This is a genomic window from Burkholderia vietnamiensis LMG 10929 (assembly GCF_000959445.1).
Lineage (GTDB): Bacteria > Pseudomonadota > Gammaproteobacteria > Burkholderiales > Burkholderiaceae > Burkholderia > Burkholderia vietnamiensis.
Map to the genome: position 1 here is coordinate 1,615,565 of NZ_CP009631.1, position 19,875 is coordinate 1,635,439.

20 protein-coding genes are annotated in these 19,875 nt (G+C 67.5%); 10 read left to right on the top strand and 10 right to left on the bottom strand.

Annotated elements, in window-relative coordinates; genetic code table 11:
• Positions 1-98 precede the first annotated feature (98 nt).
• Positions 99-1,811 carry an NAD+ synthase gene (locus AK36_RS17355; protein WP_045578884.1) on the top strand — a complete coding sequence of 571 codons (1,713 nt, stop codon included), beginning with the start codon at positions 99-101 and terminating at the stop codon, positions 1,809-1,811.
• A 92-nt stretch (positions 1,812-1,903) separates the two neighbouring features.
• On the top strand, positions 1,904-2,242 hold the full coding sequence (locus AK36_RS17360) for a P-II family nitrogen regulator (protein ID WP_006398637.1): 339 nt from the start codon (positions 1,904-1,906) through the stop codon (positions 2,240-2,242).
• Between the two features lie 160 nt (positions 2,243-2,402).
• On the opposite strand, the gene AK36_RS17365 is transcribed toward AK36_RS17360, so the two are convergent.
• Both AK36_RS17365 and AK36_RS17370 read right to left on the bottom strand, forming a co-directional pair.
• Positions 2,403-3,488, bottom strand: a complete 1,086-nt coding sequence (locus tag AK36_RS17365) for a porin (RefSeq protein WP_011885689.1) — start codon at positions 3,486-3,488, stop codon at positions 2,403-2,405.
• 574 nt (positions 3,489-4,062) lie between these two features.
• Positions 4,063-4,989: a LysR family transcriptional regulator gene (locus AK36_RS17370; protein ID WP_045578885.1), complete on the bottom strand. Its 927-nt coding sequence runs from the start codon at positions 4,987-4,989 to the stop codon at positions 4,063-4,065.
• Between the two features lie 136 nt (positions 4,990-5,125).
• Here AK36_RS17370 and AK36_RS17375 point away from each other — a divergent pair, with 136 nt between their 5' ends.
• Positions 5,126-5,623: a GNAT family N-acetyltransferase gene (locus AK36_RS17375; protein WP_045578886.1), complete on the top strand. Its 498-nt coding sequence runs from the start codon at positions 5,126-5,128 to the stop codon at positions 5,621-5,623.
• 58 nt (positions 5,624-5,681) lie between these two features.
• Here the strand turns inward: AK36_RS17375 and AK36_RS17380 are convergent, their stop codons facing one another.
• From AK36_RS17380 to AK36_RS17400, 5 genes are all read right to left on the bottom strand, one after another.
• On the bottom strand, positions 5,682-6,461 hold the full coding sequence (locus AK36_RS17380) for an ABC transporter ATP-binding protein (protein ID WP_034192591.1): 780 nt from the start codon (positions 6,459-6,461) through the stop codon (positions 5,682-5,684).
• A gap of 18 nt (positions 6,462-6,479) precedes the next feature.
• A complete protein-coding gene (locus AK36_RS17385) occupies positions 6,480-7,193 on the bottom strand; it encodes an ABC transporter permease (protein WP_011885685.1) in 714 nt (237 codons plus the stop codon).
• Positions 7,190-7,879, bottom strand: coding sequence for an ABC transporter permease (locus AK36_RS17390; RefSeq protein ID WP_011885684.1), 690 nt, complete (start codon positions 7,877-7,879; stop codon positions 7,190-7,192). Before AK36_RS17390 ends, AK36_RS17385 begins: the two co-directional genes overlap by 4 nt.
• Positions 7,880-8,118: 239 nt before the next feature.
• A complete protein-coding gene (locus AK36_RS17395; RefSeq protein WP_034192590.1) occupies positions 8,119-8,895 on the bottom strand; it encodes an ABC transporter substrate-binding protein in 777 nt (258 codons plus the stop codon).
• A gap of 491 nt (positions 8,896-9,386) precedes the next feature.
• Positions 9,387-9,935: a Spy/CpxP family protein refolding chaperone gene (locus AK36_RS17400; protein WP_034192589.1), complete on the bottom strand. Its 549-nt coding sequence runs from the start codon at positions 9,933-9,935 to the stop codon at positions 9,387-9,389.
• Between the two features lie 226 nt (positions 9,936-10,161).
• Here AK36_RS17400 and AK36_RS17405 point away from each other — a divergent pair, with 226 nt between their 5' ends.
• Positions 10,162-10,887, top strand: coding sequence for a response regulator (locus AK36_RS17405; RefSeq protein WP_009693256.1), 726 nt, complete (start codon positions 10,162-10,164; stop codon positions 10,885-10,887).
• Positions 10,871-12,187 (top strand): ATP-binding protein, encoded by a 1,317-nt coding sequence (locus AK36_RS17410; protein WP_011885681.1) that lies wholly within the window; start codon positions 10,871-10,873, stop codon positions 12,185-12,187. Before AK36_RS17405 ends, AK36_RS17410 begins: the two co-directional genes overlap by 17 nt.
• A 40-nt stretch (positions 12,188-12,227) precedes the next feature.
• Here the strand turns inward: AK36_RS17410 and AK36_RS17415 are convergent, their stop codons facing one another.
• Positions 12,228-12,494 carry a double-stranded DNA-specific endonuclease gene (locus AK36_RS17415; protein ID WP_011885680.1) on the bottom strand — a complete coding sequence of 89 codons (267 nt, stop codon included), beginning with the start codon at positions 12,492-12,494 and terminating at the stop codon, positions 12,228-12,230.
• A 504-nt stretch (positions 12,495-12,998) separates the two neighbouring features.
• Here AK36_RS17415 and AK36_RS17420 point away from each other — a divergent pair.
• Both AK36_RS17420 and AK36_RS17425 read left to right on the top strand, forming a co-directional pair.
• Complete coding sequence (locus AK36_RS17420; protein ID WP_034192588.1) at positions 12,999-14,756, top strand: ABC transporter permease; 1,758 nt, start codon at positions 12,999-13,001, stop codon at positions 14,754-14,756.
• A gap of 22 nt (positions 14,757-14,778) precedes the next feature.
• Positions 14,779-16,125 (top strand): ABC transporter ATP-binding protein, encoded by a 1,347-nt coding sequence (locus tag AK36_RS17425; RefSeq protein ID WP_011885678.1) that lies wholly within the window; start codon positions 14,779-14,781, stop codon positions 16,123-16,125.
• A gap of 70 nt (positions 16,126-16,195) precedes the next feature.
• On the opposite strand, the gene AK36_RS17430 is transcribed toward AK36_RS17425, so the two are convergent.
• Positions 16,196-16,693: a hypothetical protein gene (locus tag AK36_RS17430; RefSeq protein ID WP_011885677.1), complete on the bottom strand. Its 498-nt coding sequence runs from the start codon at positions 16,691-16,693 to the stop codon at positions 16,196-16,198.
• Positions 16,690-17,280: a hypothetical protein gene (locus AK36_RS17435; protein WP_224020498.1), complete on the bottom strand. Its 591-nt coding sequence runs from the start codon at positions 17,278-17,280 to the stop codon at positions 16,690-16,692. The genes AK36_RS17430 and AK36_RS17435 overlap by 4 nt, the downstream gene beginning before the upstream one ends.
• Positions 17,281-17,528: 248 nt before the next feature.
• Between AK36_RS17435 and AK36_RS17440 the strand changes: the two genes are divergently transcribed.
• From AK36_RS17440 to AK36_RS17450, 3 genes are all read left to right on the top strand, one after another.
• Entirely contained in the window at positions 17,529-17,726 is a 198-nt protein-coding gene (locus tag AK36_RS17440) for a hypothetical protein (RefSeq protein WP_014723439.1), read from the top strand.
• A gap of 135 nt (positions 17,727-17,861) precedes the next feature.
• On the top strand, positions 17,862-19,283 hold the full coding sequence (gene otsA / locus AK36_RS17445; RefSeq protein WP_045578887.1) for an alpha,alpha-trehalose-phosphate synthase (UDP-forming): 1,422 nt from the start codon (positions 17,862-17,864) through the stop codon (positions 19,281-19,283).
• Positions 19,276-19,854, top strand: coding sequence for an AAA family ATPase (locus tag AK36_RS17450; RefSeq protein ID WP_045578888.1), 579 nt, complete (start codon positions 19,276-19,278; stop codon positions 19,852-19,854). Before otsA ends, AK36_RS17450 begins: the two co-directional genes overlap by 8 nt.
• Positions 19,855-19,875: the final 21 nt, after the last annotated feature.

Genomic DNA, 19,875 nt, shown 5'->3' on the forward strand with positions numbered 1-19,875 from the left:
GTACTGTTGGATGCCGCCGGAAGCGTGCCGCGGTGGCTCGCGTCCGGGGCGTTTCGTCAACCGTTCAGCGCGCGCCGCCCGGCTGCGCCGATGCCGTCATGAAGACCCGACTCGCTCTTGCCCAGATCAACGTCACCGTCGGCGATTTCGCCGGCAACGTCGCGCGGATCGTCGCGGCCGCCCACGCAGCGCACGACGATGGTGCGCATCTGATGATCGCGCCCGAACTCGCGCTGTCGGGCTATCCGCCCGAAGACCTGCTGCTGCGGCCCGCGTTCTACACGGCGGCCGCCGCCGCACTCGACGCGCTCGCCGACGCATTGCGCGAGTTCGACGGGCTCGCGGTGCTGGTCGGCCATCCGCTGCGCAGCGCGGCGGGCGAGGCGGCCGGCGGCGAGCCCGCCGTCGATGGTAATGCAAACCGCCCGATCGAGCGCGGCGTGCCGCCGGTCGACACGTACAATGCGGCGTCGCTGATCGTCGGCGGCAAGATCGTCGGCACCTACCGCAAGCAGGATCTGCCGAACGCCGACGTGTTCGACGAGAAGCGCTACTTCGCGACCGACACCGAGCCGCTCGTGTTCGAGCTGAACGGCGTGAAATACGGCGTGATCATCTGCGAGGACGCGTGGCACGCATCGGCCGCGCAGATCGCCAAGGCCGCCGGCGCGCAAGTGTTGCTGATCCCGAACGGCTCGCCGTATCACATGAACAAGGAGGCGCTGCGCATCGACATCCTGCGCGCGCGGATCCGCGAGACCGGCTTGCCGATGGTGTACGTGAACCTGGTCGGCGGCCAGGACGAGCTCGTGTTCGACGGCGGCTCGTTCGTGCTGGACGGCGACGGTGTGCTGGTCGCGAAGATGCCGCTGTTCGACGAAGGCCACGCGATCGTCGAATTCGACGGCGCACGGCCGCTGCCGGGCGCGATCGCCCCCGAGTTGCCGGTCGACGCGCAGGTTTATCGCGCGCTCGTGACCGGCGTGCGCGACTACATCGGCAAGAACGGTTTTCCCGGCGTGCTGATCGGGCTGTCGGGCGGCGTCGATTCGGCGCTGGTGCTGGCCGTCGCATGCGATGCGCTCGGCCCCGAGCGCGTGCGCGCGGTGATGATGCCGTCGCGCTACACGGCCGACATTTCGACGACCGACGCGGCGGAGATGGCGCGGCGCGTGGGCGTGCGCTACGACGAGATTGCGATCGCGCCGATGTTCGACGCGTTCCGCGCGGCGCTCGCGGGCGAGTTCGCCGGCCGCGCGGAGGACGCGACGGAGGAGAACATCCAGGCGCGCATTCGCGGCACGCTGCTGATGGCGCTGTCGAACAAGTTCGGCTCGATCGTGCTGACGACCGGCAACAAGAGCGAGATGGCGGTCGGCTACTGCACGCTGTACGGCGACATGGCCGGCGGCTTCGCGGTGATCAAGGACATCGCGAAGACGCAGGTGTACCAGCTGTGCCGCTACCGCAACGCGACGCCCGATTACGGCACGCGCGACGTGATCCCCGAACGGATCCTGACGCGCGCGCCGTCGGCCGAGCTGCGCGAGAACCAGACCGACCAGGACAGCCTGCCGCCGTACGACGTGCTGGACGCGATCATGCGGATGTACATGGAAGAGGACCGGCCGCTCGGCGAGATCGTCGCGGCCGGCTACGCCGAGGCCGACGTCGCGCGGGTGACGCGGCTCATCAAGATCAACGAATACAAGCGCCGCCAGGCGCCGATCGGCATTCGCGTCACGCACCGGGCATTCGGACGCGACTGGCGCTATCCGATCACGTCGCGCTTCACCGAGCGGGTCGACTGACCGGCGCCCGGCTTAGCCCTGATTAGCGCCTACTAGCGCTTACAATCGGGATCGCGATTCTGCATCCAAACGAGCATTGAGGGACAACCATCATGAAACGCATCACCGCCATCATCAAGCCGTTCAAGCTGGACGAAGTCCGCGAAGCGCTCGCCGAAGTGGGCCTCACCGGCCTGACGGTGACGGAAGTGAAGGGCTTCGGCCGCCAGAAGGGCCACACCGAGCTGTACCGCGGCGCCGAATACGTCGTCGACTTCCTGCCGAAGATGAAGATCGAGGTGGTCGTCGCGGAAGCGCAGGTCGATCAGGTGATCGATGCGGTGATCGGCGCCGCGCGCACGGGCAAGATCGGCGACGGCAAGATCTTCGTGTCCGACGTCGAACGCGTGATCCGCATCCGCACCGGCGAAGAGAACGAAGCGGCGGTCTGAGCGTCGCCGCCGGCCCGCGCGGTCGTACCGCGCAGCGGGGCGCACGATTGCGGGCCGCCCAATAAAAAACGGTGCGGATACCCGGTTGGGTACCGCACCGATACGCGCCTCTCGCAGCAGCGTGGAAAGTGTTGTCGATTCGTTCTTTGACGGCGCCCGATCAGAACAGGTGCTGGATGCCGGCGTAGACGCCGGTCTGGCTGCCGCCCGGATGCGGGTTGCCGGTCGACACGGCGGTGCCTGCACCGTTCGCGTTCAGACCGAAGTTGGCCGTCGAGCTGTTGCGCACCGTCGCGGCCTGCAGGTCGAACAGCGTGCGCTTCGAGATGTTGTACGAACCGCCGATCGTGTAGATGTTCGCGTTGCCGCCGCCGTGGTTCGCGTTCACGTGATACACGGCCGCGATCAGCGCCGCTGCCGGCGTGGCCTGCCACGTCACGCCGCCCCACACCTGTTGCGTACCCGTCACGCCGGCGTTCACTGCCGGGCCGCCGCTGCCGTCGGCGCGCGATGCCTGGTAGGCCGCCTGAACCTTGAACTGGCCGAGGAACACGTTCACGCCCGCGAAGTATTCACGCGAGTAGTTGAACACGTCCGAGAAGCGGCCGTTGCTGTCGCGCGTTTCGTCGTAGATGCCGCGCAACTGGAACAGCGAGTTCGTGTAGGTGACCTGACCGCCCATTGCACGACCCGGTTGGCCGGCCGTCGTGTTGCCGTTGAAGCTGGTCGAGTTCGAGAACGAGAATTGGCCGTAGAAGTCGAGGCCGTAGAGCGACGGCGACTGGTACGACACGTTGTTGCTGGTCTTGTTCCAGTTGCGGCCGCGCACCAGCGATGCCGTCGACCAGGCCGACTGGCCGAACGGGTCGAAGTCCCACACGCCGTTCGCGATCGCGAGTTCGCGACCCAACAGCAGCGTACCGTAGCGATCGTTCGAGATCCCGACCGTCGCGAAACGATCCCAGATCGAGCCGCTCGTGCCCAGGCCGCCGTTCATCGTGTTGAACGCGCCTTCGAGGTGGAACAGGACCTTGTTGCCGCCGCCGATGTCCTCGCTACCCTTCAAGCCCCACAGGCTCGTGCCCCAGTCGCCGCTTTCCGCGCGCACTTGGTGGCCGTTCTGAAGGCCGTTCAGGTACTCAATGCCGGCATCCAGGCGACCATACAGCGTCACGCTGCTCTGCGCGTGCGCCGTCACCACCCCAGCAGCCATCAGCGCGGCCGCGACCAAAGCTTTCTTCATCATCTCCTCCATACCCTGTCAAAAAGTCAACCCAGACTGCACGAGATGCCCGTTGCAGCGAGCGCCGGGCAAAAGCGAAAAGCGGGATAACCAGGGAGACCTCGTGCAAGGCCGGTTCGGCGCCGCACGCGGGCAAGCAGACGGAAAACCGTTGAGCGGTCCCGCGCGGCCGGGTGGGCTTGCGGGGTCTCCTTGTTGTGTCGTGAAGCTAAACTACATTTCACGAACTTCGTTTTGCTACTTTGGTTACTAATTTAGCAAAAATACAATTTTGTGGCGATGGAAATCGTTGTTTGACTAGCGCATGTCGCCAAATTGCCATGCAACACGGGTCGTCACGGTGGCAAGGACTACCGTCGATCGCCGGAAAACCCTTGTCCTGCAAGGGATACATGGATTCTCCAGACATGGGTCAAGGATTGCCACTATTGACGACGCAGCGGGTGTCGGCGTAAGCGGCGGGAAGGCAGGATTGGTAAGTAATTCGTAATAAGTTGGCGGCGCTTCGACGTCGTGTCGACGCGGCCGCGCACGGCCGTCGGCGGCGCGCGAGGCGGGGGCTTGGGCGCGTTGCGGGTCAGCCGGGCGCCGGCCGCGCGGCGAGCAGTTGCGCGCGAAGCCAGCGATGCGCGTCGGTGCGCGCGTGCTTCGCGTGCGAGTAGATCTTCACCGTGTAGCGCGGGATGTCGAACGGCGCGGCGTAGATGCGGATCGGCGCCGCGTGCTGCAGCACCTGCGCGGCGCGGTTCGGCACCGTCATCAGCAGCGTCGACCCGGCGATCACGAACGGCGCGGCCAGCACGCTCGGCAACTGCATGGCCACCTGCCGGGCAAGGCCGAGCCGGTCGAGCACGTAGTCGACCACGCCGCGCGGCTCGTTCCACGGCGTGACGACCACGTGGCGGGCCGCGAGGTACTGATCGAGCGTCAGCCGGCTGCCCACGTCCGGGTGCGTCGCGCTTGCGATCACCGCGTAGTCGTCGGAGAACCAGTCGAAGTCCTCGATGCCCGGCGCGGCGGCGACCGATTCCTCGTGATAGCCGAGCGCGAAGTCGATCCGGCCTGCCGCCAGCTCGTCGGTCGCGATCTTGCGGTCGGAGTGAACGATGCGGAAGCGCAGATGCGGTGCGACGCGCTCGATGCGCGCGAGCAGCGCCGGCAGCACGGCGAACGCCGTGTAGTCGCTGGCGGCGAGCACGAACGTGCGGTCACTCTCCGCGGGATCGAAGCGACGCGCGCGGGCGAGCCCCTTCGACATCGTGTCGAGCGCCTCGGCGGCCCAGCCGGCGATATCGTCGGCGCGCACGGTCGGCTGCATCTCGTTGCCGAGCCGCACGAACAGCGCGTCGCCGATCGCGTCGCGCAGCCGCGCGAGCGCGTGGCTCAGCGCCGACGGGCTCATCGCGAGTTCGTGCGCGGCAGCGGCGACCGAGCGGTGGCGGTACAGCGCGTCGAACGCGAGCAGCAGGTTCAGATCGAGACGGCGCAGGTCGGGATGCATCATGTTCAGATCCGGATGAAGAAACTGCACTTCCTGCAGCAGTGCCGCGACCGTAGCATGTCGCTACGCGCAGCGCCACGTGCAACCGCGCGCTCGCTGCAATCCGCCGTCAATCCGGGCCGAAGGAGGGCTCCCCGCCGTGCAAATCGACATCCGTTCCGCGACCGTCGCCGACGTGCCGCAAATCCTGCGTTTCATCACCGAACTGGCCGTCTACGAGAAGGCCGAGCATGAAGTGGTCGCGACGCCCGCGTCGCTCGAGCGCAGCCTGTTCGGCGAAGGCTCGCCCGCGCACGCATTGATCTGCGACGTCGACGGCGAACCGGCCGGCTTCGCCGTGTATTTCTTCTCGTACTCGACGTGGCTTGGCCGGCAGGGGCTGTATCTGGAGGATCTGTACGTGTCGCCGCGCTTTCGCGGCGCGGGCGCCGGCTTGCGGCTGCTCAAGGCGCTCGCGCGGATCGCCGTGGACACCGGCTGCGGGCGGTTCGAATGGAGCGTGCTCGACTGGAACGAGCCGGCGATCCGCTTCTACGAAAGCGTCGGCGCGGCGCGGCAGGACGAATGGGTGCGCTACCGCCTCGCAGGCGACGCGCTGCGCGCGTTCGCCGACGGCGCGCCGGTCGACGTCGCGTAAACGCAAAAACGGGCGCCGCGTGGGCGCCCGCTTCGGGTTTACGCCGCGCCTGGCGGGCTTACTTGAGGCTGCCCGACAGGAACGCGCGCAGTCGCTCGCTCTTCGGGTTGGCGAACACGTCGGCCGGCACGCCTTGTTCCTCGACGCGCCCCTGATGCAGGAACATCACGTGGTTCGACACGTTGCGCGCGAAACCCATCTCGTGCGTGACGACGATCATCGTGCGGCCTTCCTCGGCGAGCTTCTGCATCACCTTCAGCACTTCGCCGACGAGCTCCGGATCGAGCGCCGAAGTCGGCTCGTCAAACAGCATCACGTCCGGATGCATCGCGAGCGCGCGCGCGATCGCGACGCGCTGCTGCTGGCCGCCGGACAGATGCGACGGATACTGCTTCTCGACGCGCGGCGCGAGGCCGACCTTCTCGAGGTATTCGCGCGCGCGGTCCTCGGCTTCCTTCTTCGGGATGCCGAGCACGTTCACGGGCGCTTCCATCACGTTCTCGAGCACGTTCATGTGCGACCACAGGTTGAAGTGCTGGAACACCATCGCCAGCTTGGTGCGCACGCGCTGCAACTGCTTCGCATCGGCCGCGCGCAGCGCGCCGGTCTTGTCGGGCGTGGTGCGCACTTCCTCGCCGTCGACGACGATGCGGCCAGCGTTCGGCTGCTCGAGGAAGTTGATACAGCGCAGCATCGTGCTCTTGCCGGAGCCGGACGAGCCGATCACGCTGATCACGTCGCCGGAGTTCGCCTTCAGCGACACGCCCTTGAGCACCTCGTTGTCGCCGTACCGCTTGTGCAGATCGTCGACGAAAAGCTTCTGAGTCTGGGAATTCATCAATAGTCCTGCGAAAACTTACTTGCCTTGCGGGCGCAGATACGCGAGCCAGCGGCGCTCGGCCTGGCGGAACAGCCACACGAGCGTGAACGAGATCACGAGATAGAGCAGGGCGGCGATGCCGAATGCATGGAACGACATGTAGGTCGCCGAGTTGACGTCGCGCGCGATCTTCAGGATGTCCGGCACGGTCGCGGTGAACGCGACGGTGGTGGCGTGCAGCATCAGGATCACTTCGTTGCTGTACAGCGGCAGCGCGCGCCGCAGCGCCGACGGCAGGATCACGCGACGGTACATCGTGAAGGTGGACATCCCGTACGCGCGCGCCGCTTCGATCTCGCCGTACGACGTCGCCTTGATCGCGCCGGCGAAGATCTCCGTGGTGTACGCGCAGGTGTTCAGCGTGAACGCGAGCAGCGTGCAGCGCATCCCGTCGCGGAAGAACGCATCGAGCAGCGGCGTGCCGCGCACGATCTGCAGGCTGTAGAGGCCCGTGTAGCAGAGCAGCAGCTGCACGTACAGCGGCGTGCCGCGGAACACGTAGGTGTAGAGCCACACCGCGCCCGACAGCCACTTGCGCTTCGACACGCGGGCGACCGCGAGCGGCACCGACAGGCAGAAGCCGAGGCCGATCGACACGACCAGCAGCCACAGCGTGATCGCGACGCCGGTGGTGCGGAAGCCGTCGGTATAGAGGTAGTTGCGCCAGTATTCTTGGATGAGTTCGATCATAGGTCAGCCTTGCGGACACCGGTCGAGTAGCGCTTTTCGAGCCACATCAGCACGAAGTTCGACATCGTCGTGATCGCGAGATACACCGCGCCGGCGATCAGCGTGAAGAAGAAGAACCGCAGCGTGCCCTTGCCGGCGTCCTGCGACGCCTTGACGACGTCGGCGAGGCCGATGATCGACACGAGCGCCGTCGATTTCACGAGCACCTGCCAGTTGTTGCCGATGCCCGGCAACGCGAAGCGCATCATCTGCGGGAACATGATCCGCGTGAACACCTGCCAGTTCGTCATCCCGTACGCGCTGCCGGCCTCGAGCTGGCCGCGCGGCACCGACAGGAACGCGCCGCGGAAGGTCTCGGTGAAGTAGGCGCCGTAGATGAAGCCGAGCACCAGCACGCCGGCGAGAAACGGATCGATGTCGATCTGGTCCCAGCCGAGCGCGTCGGTCGCCATGTTCAGCCAGATCTGCAGGCTGTAGAACAGCAGCAGCATCAGCACGAGGTCGGGGACGCCGCGAATCAGCGTCGTGTAGACGGTGCCGATGCCGTTCGTCAGGCGGTTGCGCGACAGCTTCGCGCCCGCGCCGAGCAAGCCCAGCAGGAACGACAGCGCGAGCGACAGCACCGACAGTTTGATGGTTTGCCAGGTGCCCGCGAGGATCAGCGGGCCGTAACCTTGTAGAAACATATGTGGTCCCTGGTGTGGTCCCAGAAGGCGCACGTCGTGCGCCGCGAAAGACGCGCCCGCCAAGCTGCGCGGAACGCCCCGTGCATATCATGACCGTCCGCCCCCGGCAGCGATGCCGGGCCGGCCTGCCGCGACCCATGACGGGCGGCAGGCGGTGGAGGCGGGCGGCGCGTGGTCGACTGCCTGTGTTGCGCGGATGCGGGGCCGCCCCCGCATCCGCTTCCCGTCATTGTCCGGGCTCAGCGAGCCGAATAGACGCTGAACGAAAAATACTTGTGCGACAGCCGGTCGAAGGTGCCGTCCTTGTGCATGTCGGCCAGCGCGTTGTTGATCTTCAGCTTCAGGTCGGTGTCCTGCTTGCGCAGGCCGATCGCGGTGCCGTCGCCGATCGTCTTCGGATCCTTCACTTCCGGCCCGGCGAACGCGAAGCCCTTGCCGCGCGGCGTGCGCAGGAAACCGTAGTCGGCCTGCAGCTCGTCCTGCAGCGTCGCGTCGAGGCGGCCCGAGCCGAGGTCGGTATAGACCTGGTCCTGGTTCTGGTAAGGAATGACCGTCACGCCTTGCGGTTCCCAGTAGGCCTTCGCGTAGCTTTCCTGCGTCGAACCCTGTTCGACGCCGACGCGCTTGCCCTTCAGCGATGCGACCGTCGGCTGCAGCGGCGAGCCGGCCTTCGCGATCATTCGCGCGGGCGCGTCGTAGACCTTGTCCGAGAAGTCGATCTGCTCGCGGCGCTTGTCGGTGACGGTCAGCGACGACACGATCACGTCGTACTTCTTCGCCTTCAGCGCCGGAATGATCCCGTCGAGATCCTGCGCGACCCACACGCACTTCACGTTGATCCGCTTGCAGATTTCCTTCGTGAGGTCGACGTCGAAACCGACGATCTCGCCGCTCGGCGCGGTCGACTCGAACGGCGGGTAGCTGGCATCGACACCGATCCGCACGGTCTTCCACTCTTTCGCGAAGGCGCTTCCCGCCACGAGGGCGAGGGCGGCGCACAGGGCGGCCTTCTTCATTTCCATCCTTTTGTCGCTCACTTCCGGGTGACGCTCGCGGCCGGTCGTGCCGGGCGCCGCGGCGTATTCTAGACGGCCAAAATTCGTGTTTCGGCGCGCTGACATCGGCGCTTGCCGCACGGGCGAACGCCAAAAGGGCGGTATTTTACCCGAACGCGAAAGCCGGAAAACGGCAATCCGGCTCGATCGACGGATTCTTCGAACCGGCTGTTGCGGCAATCGATGTATTGATAACGGCCAGCGCGTCGATTGGGCTCGTCAGTGCAACGATTCGATCGCGGCGCTCGTGGGCTCCACGTAAACCCCGGGGGCAAGGAAGGCGACGGCGGTGCGGGCAGGGCGGGCGAAACGCGCGCGAAGCCCGCTCCGGACCGAGACGCGTTCGGACTTGGCCGGTTCGACGCTGCCTGAAATGAAACAAGAGACGCGGGCACGAAGCCACGCGTCTCCTGCAATGCCGCCGGCGAGCGGTCGGCTTACTGCGGGCCGGCTTACTGCGCCGGTGCCGACGCGGCCTTCGCCGCGCGGTGCTGCTCCCAGCGCTCCTTCATCTTCTCGTGACGCTGCTCCATCCGCGCGAATTGCTGCTTGAGCGCCGTGCTGACGGTGGTCTTCTGCTGGTCGTTCAGCCCGTTGTAGAAGGCGAGCCATGCGGCGGCGCTCTGCTCGCGCAGCTGCGCGTTCTGCTGCTCGGCCTGCTGGCGGGCCGCGTGCATCGCGTTCAGGTCGAGAATCGGCTGGTTCTGCTGCGCGCTGAACTGCTCGCGCAATTGCTCGTGGCTCTTGCGCATCGCCTCGTGGTTCTGCTTCATCGTGTTGACGGCCGCTTGCCACTGCTGTTCCTGCGACGCGTTGAGCTTGAGTTGATCGTGCAGCTTCATGATCGCGCCGAACGGGCCGCCGTCGTGACCGCCATGCATCATGTGCATGCCGGGGCCGCCGGGCGGCGGCATGTCGGCGGGCGGCGCGGCATGCGCGGTGCCGAAGGCGAGAGCGAGCACGGTGGCGGCTGCGAGGGCCGCGCGGGAAGTCTTGTACATTTCGGAAACTCCTTGAATCGAACGGGTCCGGCGATGCGATGCGCGGGGTAGTCCGCGTGCCGCATCCGGTAAGACGCAGGTTAGCGGGGCGTCCGCAGGCCGGTGTTACGCGGGGAGGTTGGCGGGTTACCGCGCATTACAGTTGGCTTGCGCGGTAACCCGCAGTAACCCTTTCGCGCGTTTGTCCCGTTCTTTCATGCCGCGCTCGCGCGCTAAACTTGCGGCCATGACTACCCAGATCCTCATCGTCGACGACGACCAAGAACTCCGAGACCTGCTGCGCGACTATCTCGTGCGGCAGGGGATGGAAGTGTCCGTGCTGCACGACGCGGCGACGCTCGAAAAGCGCCTCGAGCGCGAGCGCCCCGACCTGATCGTGCTGGACCTGATGATGCCCGGCGTGGACGGCCTGACCGCGCTGCGCCAGCTGCGCGCGGCCGGCGACGACATCCCCGTGATCATGCTCACCGCACGCGCGGACGACGTCGATCGCATCGTCGGCCTCGAGCTCGGCGCCGACGACTATCTCGGCAAGCCGTTCAACCCGCGCGAACTGCTCGCGCGCGTGCAGGCGGTGCTGCGCCGGCGCCGCGCGACGCCGTCGGCGGCGGCGCCCGAACAGCGCGAGCCGTTCGCCTTCGGCCGCTTCGTGCTCGACTTCCAGGCGCGCACGCTGTCGGTCGACGGCAAGCCGGCCACGCTGTCGAGCAGCGAATTCGCGCTGCTCAAGATCTTCGTGAACCATGCGCTGCGCACGCTCACGCGCGAGCGGCTGCTCGAGCTGCTGCACGGGCCCGAGTACGACGGCACCGACCGCGGCATCGACGTCCAGGTGTGGCGCCTGCGGCGCATCCTCGAAACGGATCCGTCGACGCCGCGTTTCATCCAGACCGTCCGCGGGCGCGGCTACGTGTTCGTGCCCGACGGCGAGGCCCATGCGCAAACCCATTGATTCGCTGTTCGGGCGGCTCGCGCTGCTCGTGATCGGCGTGCTGCTGTTGTCGCACTTCGCGTGGTTCTTCGCGATCCGGCTCGAACGCAGCCAGATGCAGACGCGTTATGCGGTCGAGGAGGCCGCGTTCCTCGTCGATGCAGTGCGCCAGCACATCCAGCGCACGCCCGACCAGCCGCTGCCGTCGCGCGTGCGGCTGGTGGCGCCCGACAGCCCCGACGTGCCGAAGACCGACGATTCGAATCTGCCGGTGCCGCTCAAGCGTTTCCGCGACGACGTGAGCGAGCGGATGCCGCGCGGCACGCAGGTCGAGATCGGCGCGCCGGGCCATCCGCCGGTGCTGTGGGTCAAGGAGCCGACCGACCGCAACTGGATCGTCGTGCCGGTGCAGCCGTTGCGCCCGCCGCGCTCGCTCGACCGCATGCTGCTGTGGCTCGGCACGATCTTCTCGGCCGGCGTGATCGCCGCGCTGTTCGCCGCGTGGCAGCTGCAGCAGCCGCTGCGTTCGCTGGCGCGTGCGGTCGCCCGCTTCGGCCGCGGCCAGCCGGTGCCGCCGCTGCGCGAGCGCGGCCCGCGCGAGCTGCGTCAGCTCACGCACGGCTTCAATCAGATGGTGGAACAGGTGTCGCAGGCGGAGAACGACCGCGCGGTGATGCTGGCCGGCGTCGCGCACGATCTGCGCACGCCGCTCGCGCGGATGCGCCTGCGCGCGGAAATGATGGACGACGCGCGGCTGCGCGACGGCGTGGTGCGCGATGTCGACTCGATGTCGCACGTCGTCGATCAGTTCCTGGTGTTCGCGCACGGCGGCGCGGACCGCAGCGAGCCCGTGCCGGTCGACGAGGCATGCGAGCGGATGGCGCGCAGCTATCGCGCGGTCGCGCCGAACGCACCGCCAGTCCAGACCCGTCTGACGGCCGGCGCAGGCTTCCTGCTGCCGACCGCGACGCTCGACCGGATTCTGTCGAACCTGCTCGACAATGCGCATGCGTATGGTGCGCCGCCCGTATTGATCGAGACGGCGCGGACTCAGGCGGGGTATCTGTTGTCGGTCAGCGACAGCGGCGGCGGGATCGCGCCGCGCGACCTCGCGGTTGCGACGCGGCCGTTCGTGCGGCTGGACCCAGCGCGCGGCGGGAACGGCCACAGCGGGCTCGGGCTCGCGATCGTCGAGCGGCTCGTGCTGAGGCTGGGTGGAGCGTGCGAGATCGGCAACCGCCCGGAGGGTGGCCTGCGCGTGGCGATGACGTTCCCGTTCGACGCGGTGCCGAAGGACGATCTGCGCGCACCAGGCGCGTAAGCGCCCGATGCGGCGCCTGCCCGGCAGGCGCCGCGCGGCATCATTCGCCGAACAGTGAGCCGAGCGTTTCGGCGGCGTTGCTGTCGATCGTGTTGTAGGTCACGCTCGTGGCCTCGAAGATATAGACGGTCGTATAGCGGCCGAGGCGCTCCAGGATTTCCTCCTGCAGCGATTCCGGCACGACGTTCATGTTCAGGTACCACGCCGTCGACGACAGCCGGGTCTGGAACGACCCGTATTCCTGCATCAGCTCGTAGAACGCATCGGCGTCCTGATCGCGGCAGACGATCACCAAGTTTCCTGCCATTCCCTTCCTCCCGCTGGTCGGTCGATCCCCGGCAGCGGTCGGACGACCGACGCCCGGGGGCCAGCCCCGATCATACCCGCTTCGTCGCGATCGCCCGTGACGCCCGACGCTGTTTGCGGCCGAGTGCGGCGGGCGGGTTCCCGCCCGGCCCGGATCACGGCATAATTCGGGCCTGCATGCTGGCTGAAAGACTGCGGCCGCGCTGCCTCGCGCCGCGGGGCCGCCGCATACGGTGCCGCGTGCGCGCCGGGCACGCACCGTGCGCTGCCCGCGCGGCGCCGTGCCGCTCCCGCACGGTTGTACCTGAAATACAGGTTGGTGTAGTGTCGTGCCGTCGCGGCCCGACTCGGCTCCGCCGGGGCGCAGCGTGCACGCACGGCGCATCGCGCCGGCGTGAGATCGTGAATCAATCGAATTACCGCGTCGAATTACCGCGCCCGTGCGCTTTGCCATGAATCAACATCGTCTGCCGGCTTCGTTCGGCCTTACCGGGGAGAGCGCCTGATGGACGTCGGATTCTTCAATCCGAACCGGACCGCCAACGCGTCCGCGTGGCGCGTCTTGCCGAACCGATGGGACTTCATCGCGTTCCCGCTGATCATCTGTCTGATCGCGATGGCGGTCGTCGGCTTCCACGAAACGATGGCGCCGATCGCGACGCTGCAGACGCAGAAGATCTCGCTCGACCCGTCGAACCTGCCCGAATACGCGTTGCGCACCACGCTGCGGATGCTCGCCGCGATGGTCGCGTCGCTCGCGTTCACGCTCATCTACGGCACGCTGGCCGCGAAAAGCCGGCGCGCGGGCATGGTGCTGATTCCGATCCTCGACATCCTGCAGTCGGTGCCGGTGCTCGGCTTCATCTCGTTTACGGTCACGTTCTTCCTCGCGCTGTTCCCGAGCCGCGTGCTCGGCGCGGAGCTCGCCGCGATCTTCGCGATCTTCACGAGCCAGGCGTGGAACATGACGTTCAGCTTCTATCAGTCGCTGCGCACCGTGCCGCGCGACCTCGACGAAGTCTCGCGCGGCTTCCATCTGACGTCGTGGCAGCGCTTCTGGAAGCTCGAGGTGCCGTTCTCGATGCCGGGGCTGATCTGGAACATGATGATGTCGATGTCGGGTGGCTGGTTCTTCGTCGTCGCGTCGGAGGCGATCACCGTCGGCAACCAGACGATCACGCTGCCCGGTATCGGCGCGTATCTCGCGCAGGCGATCTCGGACAAGAACCTCGGCGCGATCGGCTGGGTGATCCTGACGATGACCGTCGTGATCCTCGCTTACGACCAGTTGCTGTTCCGGCCGCTGATCGCGTGGGCCGACAAGTTCCGGATGGAGAACACCGCGTCTGGCGACGCGCCGCAATCCTGGCTGCTCGACCTCGTGCGCCGCACGCGGCTGATCCATCAGCTGCTGGTGCCGGCCGGCTGGTTCTTCGCGAAGGCCGCGCGGATTCCGCTGCGCCTGCCGGTGTCCGGCGCGATGCGCTTCTCGCTGCCGAAAGTCGAGAAGAAGGCGTCGCGCACCGTCGACATCGCGTGGGCCGTGCTCGTGGTGCTCGCCACCGTGTACATCGTGTGGCGCGTCGTCAGCTTCGTGGCGACCGGCGTCACGCTGGCCGAGGTCGGCCACGTGATCGTGCTCGGGCTCATCACGCTGCTGCGGGTGGTCGTGCTGATCTCGATCGCGTCGGTGGTGTGGGTGCCGATCGGCGTGCTGGTCGGGCTGCGCCCGAAGCTCGCCGAGAAGCTGCAGCCGCTCGCGCAATTCCTCGCCGCGTTCCCGGCCAACCTGCTGTTCCCGGTGTTCGTGATCGTGATCGCGCGCTTTCACCTGAACCCCGACATCTGGCTGTCGCCGCTGATCGTGCTCGGCACGCAGTGGTATATCCTGTTCAACGTGATCGCGGGCGCGACGTCCTATCCGAACGACTATCGCGAAGCCGCGACGAATTTCCGCATCCGCGGCTGGCAGTGGTGGCGTCAGGCCATTCTGCCCGGCATCTTCCCGTACTACGTGACGGGCGCGATCACGGCCTCGGGCGGCGCGTGGAACGCGAGCATCGTGTCCGAAGCGGTGCAGTGGGGCACGACGAGGATCGAGGCGCACGGCCTCGGCGCGTACATCGCGCAGACCACCGCCGCGGGCGACTTTCCGAAGATCATCCTGGGTATCGCCGTGATGTCCCTGTTCGTTACCCTGTTCAACCGCCTGCTGTGGCGCCCGCTGTATGCCTTTGCCGAAGCGAAGCTGCGGCTCGACTGAGACCGATTGAGAGCGAAACGCGATGCACAATCCGAATGCTGTAAACGCCCCCGTCCAGACGTCCCAGCCGCTTCAGCCGCCGCGGCCCGGCGCCGAAATCCTGCGCGTCGACCACGTGAGCCGCGGCTTCAACAAGACGCAGGGCGAATTGCTCGTGCTCGACGACGCGAACCTGTCGCTGCGCGAAGGCGAAATCGTCGGGCTGCTCGGCCGTTCCGGCTCGGGCAAGTCCACGTTGCTGCGGATCATCGCCGGGCTGATCGAGCCGACCGGCGGCGAAGTGACCTATCTCGGCAAGCCGCTGACCGGCCCGGCCGAGGGCGTCGCGATGGTGTTCCAGACCTTCGCGCTGTTCCCGTGGCTGACCGTGCTGCAGAACGTCGAAGCCGGCCTCGAGGCGCTCGGCGTGGGCGCGCGCGAGCGCCGCGAGCGCGCGCTGGCCGCGATCGACCTGATCGGCCTGGACGGCTTCGAAAACGCGTACCCGCGCGAGCTGTCGGGCGGCATGCGTCAGCGCGTCGGCTTCGCGCGCGCGCTCGTCGTCGATCCGACCATCCTGCTGATGGACGAGCCGTTCTCCGCGCTCGACGTGCTGACGGCCGAGACGCTGCGTACCGACCTGCTGGACCTGTGGACGCAAGGCCGCATGCCGATCAAGTCGGTGCTGATCGTCACGCACAACATCGAGGAAGCGGTGTTCATGTGCGACCGGATTCTGGTGCTGTCGTCGAATCCGGGGCGCGTGATCGCGGAGATCAAGGTGCCGTTCAAGCATCCGCGCAACCGGCTGGACCCGGCGTTCCGCAAGCTGGTCGACGACATCTACGCGAAGATGACCGCGCGCCAGACCGGCGAGGCGACCAGGAAGGGGCTCGAGCTCGGCAGCTGGCTGCCGCAGGTGTCGACCAACCTGATGGCCGGTTTGATCGAAACGCTCGCGATGGCGCCGTACCACGGCCGCGCCGACATGCCCGAAATCGCGCGCACGCTGCATCTGGAGGTCGACGATCTGTTCCCGATCGCCGAAGTGCTGCAGTACCTCGGCTTTGCCGACGTGCGCGAAGGCGACGTGTTCCTGACGCCGCCGGGCCGCGTGTTCGCCGAATTCGGCACACAGGAACGCAAGCTGATGTTCGCCGATCATTTGCTCAAGCACGTGCCGCTCGCCGCGCGGATCAAGAAGGTGCTGAACGAACGGCCGGGCCATCGCGCGCCGCGCGTGCGCTTCGAGCAGGAGCTGGAGGATTTCCTGTCCGACGGCGCGGCCGAGGAAACGCTCGACGCGGTGATCGACTGGGGGCGTTACGGCGAGATCTTCTCGTACAACGACCAGACCGAAATCTTCAGTCTCGAGGACGTCGAGTCCTGATTCGCCAGGCCGGGCCGCGCGGCCCGGCACACCGCCGCGCGGCGGCGTCCGACCGCCGCGCCGCGCAGCATCACTGCAGCGCGCCCCAGCGGTCCACGGCCGGTTCGGCCGACGCCCATTTCCATTGCTTGCCTTGCTGGCACGCGTTCGCGAAATACCAGTCGGCCTTGTCGCCATCCTTCACCGAGAACGCGAACTCCTTGCACAGCGCGAGCGCCGTCGAATAGGCGCGCGTCACGCGCACTTCGCCTTCGCCGTTCTCGAGCGGCAGCGTGTTGCTGACCTTCCACGGCTTCGCTTCGCCGACGGCCAGGCTGCCGGCCGCGTTCGCGATCGCGTCCTGCTGGTTCTGATGAAGCTGCTTCATCGTGCGATTGACGGCTTCGTCGGTCGCCGCCTGCACCGCGATGCCGACGCCGATGCCGACGGCCGGGTTCGCGGTCACGAGGCCCGTGGCCGCACCGGCGAGCGCGCCGCTCGCCGCGCCGACCGAGCCGCAGCCCGACAACGCCGCGCTCGCCGCCGCGCACAGCAGGCCGAGCGCCGCGATACGGATCGGGACGCTCATTGCAGCGCGCCCCAGCGTCCGGTGGCGGGCTCCGCCGACGCCCATTTCCACACCGGCCCGTCGCGGCAGATCGTGGCGACGTAGAACGCCGATTGCGCAGCCTTGTCGGCCTTGGCCGGCGTGTCGACGGCGAACACGATCTCCTTGCAGTCGAGCGGGCCGACGCTGATCATCCGGCTGACCGTCACGCGGCCTTGTTCGTCGTCTTCGATCGGAAACGAATGGTGCGTCGACCATGGCGCGACGCCGCCGACCTCGAGCGGGCCGGCAGCCTTCGCGATCTGCTCCTGCGTGTAGCGGTGCGCGACGCGCTGCGTGTACTGCACGCCCGCACGCGCGCCGGCCACGGCGCCGAGGCCGATGCCCGTCGCGACGGCCGCGTTGTTGGTGACCTTGGACGCGATTGCGGCGCCCGCGATACCGGCGCTGGCCGTCGCGCCTTCGCTGTACAGCGAGTTGCAGCCGGACAGTAGTGCGGCCGCGGCGAGCGCGGCCAGTGCGACGCGCGCCGGCATGACCGGGCGCCGCGGTTCGAAACGAATCTTCATCCCTGAGTGCAAGTCCTGTCTGGATGGGCGGCGCCGCATGCGCGCCCCGTGCCGCATCATTGTTTCGCAATTGTCATACGAAAACTGCAAAGCTTTGACAAATCGCGGTGCGACGGCTCGCGCGCGGACGCGCGGCGCTATTGTCGGACAGGCCGCCGGCGCAGGGTCGAATCGTTACAAATTGAAGGTAATTGTTACCTTCGCTCGCAATGAAGCGACCTAGACTCATTGTCTGTGGAATGTTTCAACGACGGCTTCGAGCCGCGCCGACCATGAGACACCCAGCCATGCACCGTTCGAAACGGTTTTCACCTCGGTCGTCCGATACGGGCGCCGAGCGCCCGCCGCCGCAGCCGGACGGGCCAGCGGCGCCGCCGGCCGGCGCGCCCGACGATGCGCCCACCGACGGCGATCACAACCAGGGCGGCGCCCGCCCGGAAGGGCTCGACTATCAGCGCGACCTCGGCCACGAGCAGGACGCTTGATTTCGTCGGCGCATTCCACTGCCGTAGTTCCCGGCATTTCCCGCAACTGAATCGCCGCGCGTCCGCCTGCGGGCGGCCCGCGTCCGCCGCGGCTTGCGCTGCGCGGCGACCTATCGAATCGAGGAGGGAAGTCGCATGAGCAGATTGATCGTGGTATCGAACCGTGTCGCCGCCGGCGAGGACACGCGCCCGAGCGCCGGCGGCCTGGCGGTCGGCGTGATGGACGCGCTGAAGCAAACCGGCGGCGTGTGGTTCGGCTGGAACGGCGAGATCGTCGGGACGCCCGACGCCGCGCCCGCGGTGCGGCGCGACGGCAACGTCACGTATGCGACGCTCGGCCTCACCCGGCGCGACTACGATCAGTACTATCGCGGCTTCTCGAACGCGACGCTGTGGCCGGTATTCCATTACCGAAGCGATCTCGCGCGCTTCGACCGGCAGGAGTACGCGGGCTATCTGCGCGTGAACGCGATGCTCGCCCGGCAGCTCGCCGCGCTGTTGCGGCCCGACGATCTGATCTGGGTGCACGACTATCATCTGCTGCCGTTCGCGCATTGCCTGCGCGAGCTCGGCGTGAAGAACCCGATCGGCTTCTTCCTGCACATCCCGTTTCCGTCGCCCGACATGCTGCGCGTCGTGCCGCCGCACGACGAGCTCGTGAAGTTCATGTGCGCGTACGACATCGCGGGGTTCCAGACCGACGCCGACAAGCGCGCGTTCGCCGACTACATCGAGCGGCGCGGGATCGGCACGGCGAGCGACGACGGGATGCTGCATGCGCACGGCCGGGTCGTGAAGGTCGCGGCCTATCCGATCGGCGTGTATCCGGACGCGATCGCCGAGGCGGCCGTCCAGTACGGCGGGCGCAAGCCGGTGAAGATGCTGCGCGACGCGCTCGGCGGCCGCAAGCTCGTGATGAGCGTCGACCGGCTCGACTATTCGAAGGGGCTGGTCGAACGTTTCCAGTCGTTCGAGCGTATGCTCGCCGGCGCGCCGGACTGGCAAGGGCGCGTGTCGTTCGTGCAGATCGCGCCGCCGACGCGCTCGGACGTGCAGACCTACCAGCGCATTCGCGAGACGCTCGAACGCGAGGCCGGCCGCATCAACGGACGCTTCGCGCAACTCGACTGGACGCCGATCCAGTATCTGAACCGCAAGTACGAACGCAATCTGCTGATGGCGTTCTTCCGGATGTCGCAGGTCGGCTACGTGACGCCGCTGCGCGACGGGATGAACCTGGTCGCGAAGGAATACGTCGCATCGCAGGACCCGGCCGATCCCGGCGTACTCGTGCTGTCGGAATTCGCGGGCGCGGCCGCCGAGCTGGGCGGCGCGCTGCTCGTCAATCCGTACGACCACGCGCAGATGGCCGATGCGCTCGCGCGCGCGCTGGCGATGCCGCTCGCCGAGCGGCAGGCGCGTCACGAGGAGAACCTCGCCCAGCTGCGCAACAACGACCTGTCGGTGTGGCGCGACACGTTCGTCGCCGATCTGCGCAGCGTTGCAGCTGCCGCCTCGGTCACCCAGCGCGCGGGCCGGCGGACCGCGCATGTCTGAGCGCGTCGACGGCGAAAGCCTCGACCAGGCGTGCGCGCGCTTCTTCGTCGTCACGGGCGGCCCGGGCTCCGGCAAGACCACCTTGCTCGATGCGCTGGAGCGCAGCGGCTTCGCGCGCTCGCACGAGGCCGGGCGCGGCGTGATTCGCGACCAGATGGCGATCGACGGCCCGGCGCTGCCTTGGCGCGACCGCGCCGCGTTCGCCGAGTTGATGCTGAACTGGGAACTGCGTTCGTACGAGCTGGCGCGACGCGCACGCGGACCGGTGTTTTTCGACCGCGGCGTGCCGGACGTGCTCGGCTACCTGCGGCTGGCGGGCCTCGCGGTGCCCGCGCACGCGGAGGCCGCGGCGCGACGGTTTCGCTATCACCGGCGCGTGTTCGTCGCGCCGCCGTGGCGCGAGATCTACACGGAGGACGCCGAACGGCGGCAGGATTTCGACGAGGCCGTGCGCACCTTCGACGTGATGGTCGCGTGCTATACGGCGTATGGCTATCGGCCGATCGAGCTGCCGCGCGCGAGCGTGAAGGCGCGCGTGCGGTTCGTGATGGATGCGCTCGACGCCGCGTGAGCGGCGCGAGCGGCGAGCGGC

Bases quoted from the DNA above. Each gene is read 5' to 3' on its own strand.
- AK36_RS17370 (WP_045578885.1), bottom strand. From the start codon at position 4,989: ATGATGCATCCCGACCTGCGCCGTCTCGATCTGAACCTGCTGCTCGCG.
- AK36_RS17355 (WP_045578884.1), top strand. From the start codon at position 99: ATGAAGACCCGACTCGCTCTTGCCCAGATCAACGTCACCGTCGGCGAT.
- AK36_RS17410 (WP_011885681.1), top strand. From the start codon at position 10,871: ATGCGCAAACCCATTGATTCGCTGTTCGGGCGGCTCGCGCTGCTCGTG.
- AK36_RS17420 (WP_034192588.1), top strand. From the start codon at position 12,999: ATGGACGTCGGATTCTTCAATCCGAACCGGACCGCCAACGCGTCCGCG.
- otsA (WP_045578887.1), top strand. From the start codon at position 17,862: ATGAGCAGATTGATCGTGGTATCGAACCGTGTCGCCGCCGGCGAGGAC.
- AK36_RS17430 (WP_011885677.1), bottom strand. From the start codon at position 16,693: ATGAGCGTCCCGATCCGTATCGCGGCGCTCGGCCTGCTGTGCGCGGCG.
- AK36_RS17415 (WP_011885680.1), bottom strand. From the start codon at position 12,494: ATGGCAGGAAACTTGGTGATCGTCTGCCGCGATCAGGACGCCGATGCG.
- AK36_RS17400 (WP_034192589.1), bottom strand. From the start codon at position 9,935: ATGTACAAGACTTCCCGCGCGGCCCTCGCAGCCGCCACCGTGCTCGCT.
- AK36_RS17440 (WP_014723439.1), top strand. From the start codon at position 17,529: ATGCACCGTTCGAAACGGTTTTCACCTCGGTCGTCCGATACGGGCGCC.
- AK36_RS17365 (WP_011885689.1), bottom strand. From the start codon at position 3,488: ATGATGAAGAAAGCTTTGGTCGCGGCCGCGCTGATGGCTGCTGGGGTG.
- AK36_RS17405 (WP_009693256.1), top strand. From the start codon at position 10,162: ATGACTACCCAGATCCTCATCGTCGACGACGACCAAGAACTCCGAGAC.
- AK36_RS17450 (WP_045578888.1), top strand. From the start codon at position 19,276: ATGTCTGAGCGCGTCGACGGCGAAAGCCTCGACCAGGCGTGCGCGCGC.
- AK36_RS17435 (WP_224020498.1), bottom strand. From the start codon at position 17,280: ATGCGGCGCCGCCCATCCAGACAGGACTTGCACTCAGGGATGAAGATT.
- AK36_RS17385 (WP_011885685.1), bottom strand. From the start codon at position 7,193: ATGATCGAACTCATCCAAGAATACTGGCGCAACTACCTCTATACCGAC.
- AK36_RS17390 (WP_011885684.1), bottom strand. From the start codon at position 7,879: ATGTTTCTACAAGGTTACGGCCCGCTGATCCTCGCGGGCACCTGGCAA.
- AK36_RS17425 (WP_011885678.1), top strand. From the start codon at position 14,779: ATGCACAATCCGAATGCTGTAAACGCCCCCGTCCAGACGTCCCAGCCG.
- AK36_RS17360 (WP_006398637.1), top strand. From the start codon at position 1,904: ATGAAACGCATCACCGCCATCATCAAGCCGTTCAAGCTGGACGAAGTC.
- AK36_RS17380 (WP_034192591.1), bottom strand. From the start codon at position 6,461: ATGAATTCCCAGACTCAGAAGCTTTTCGTCGACGATCTGCACAAGCGG.
- AK36_RS17395 (WP_034192590.1), bottom strand. From the start codon at position 8,895: ATGAAGAAGGCCGCCCTGTGCGCCGCCCTCGCCCTCGTGGCGGGAAGC.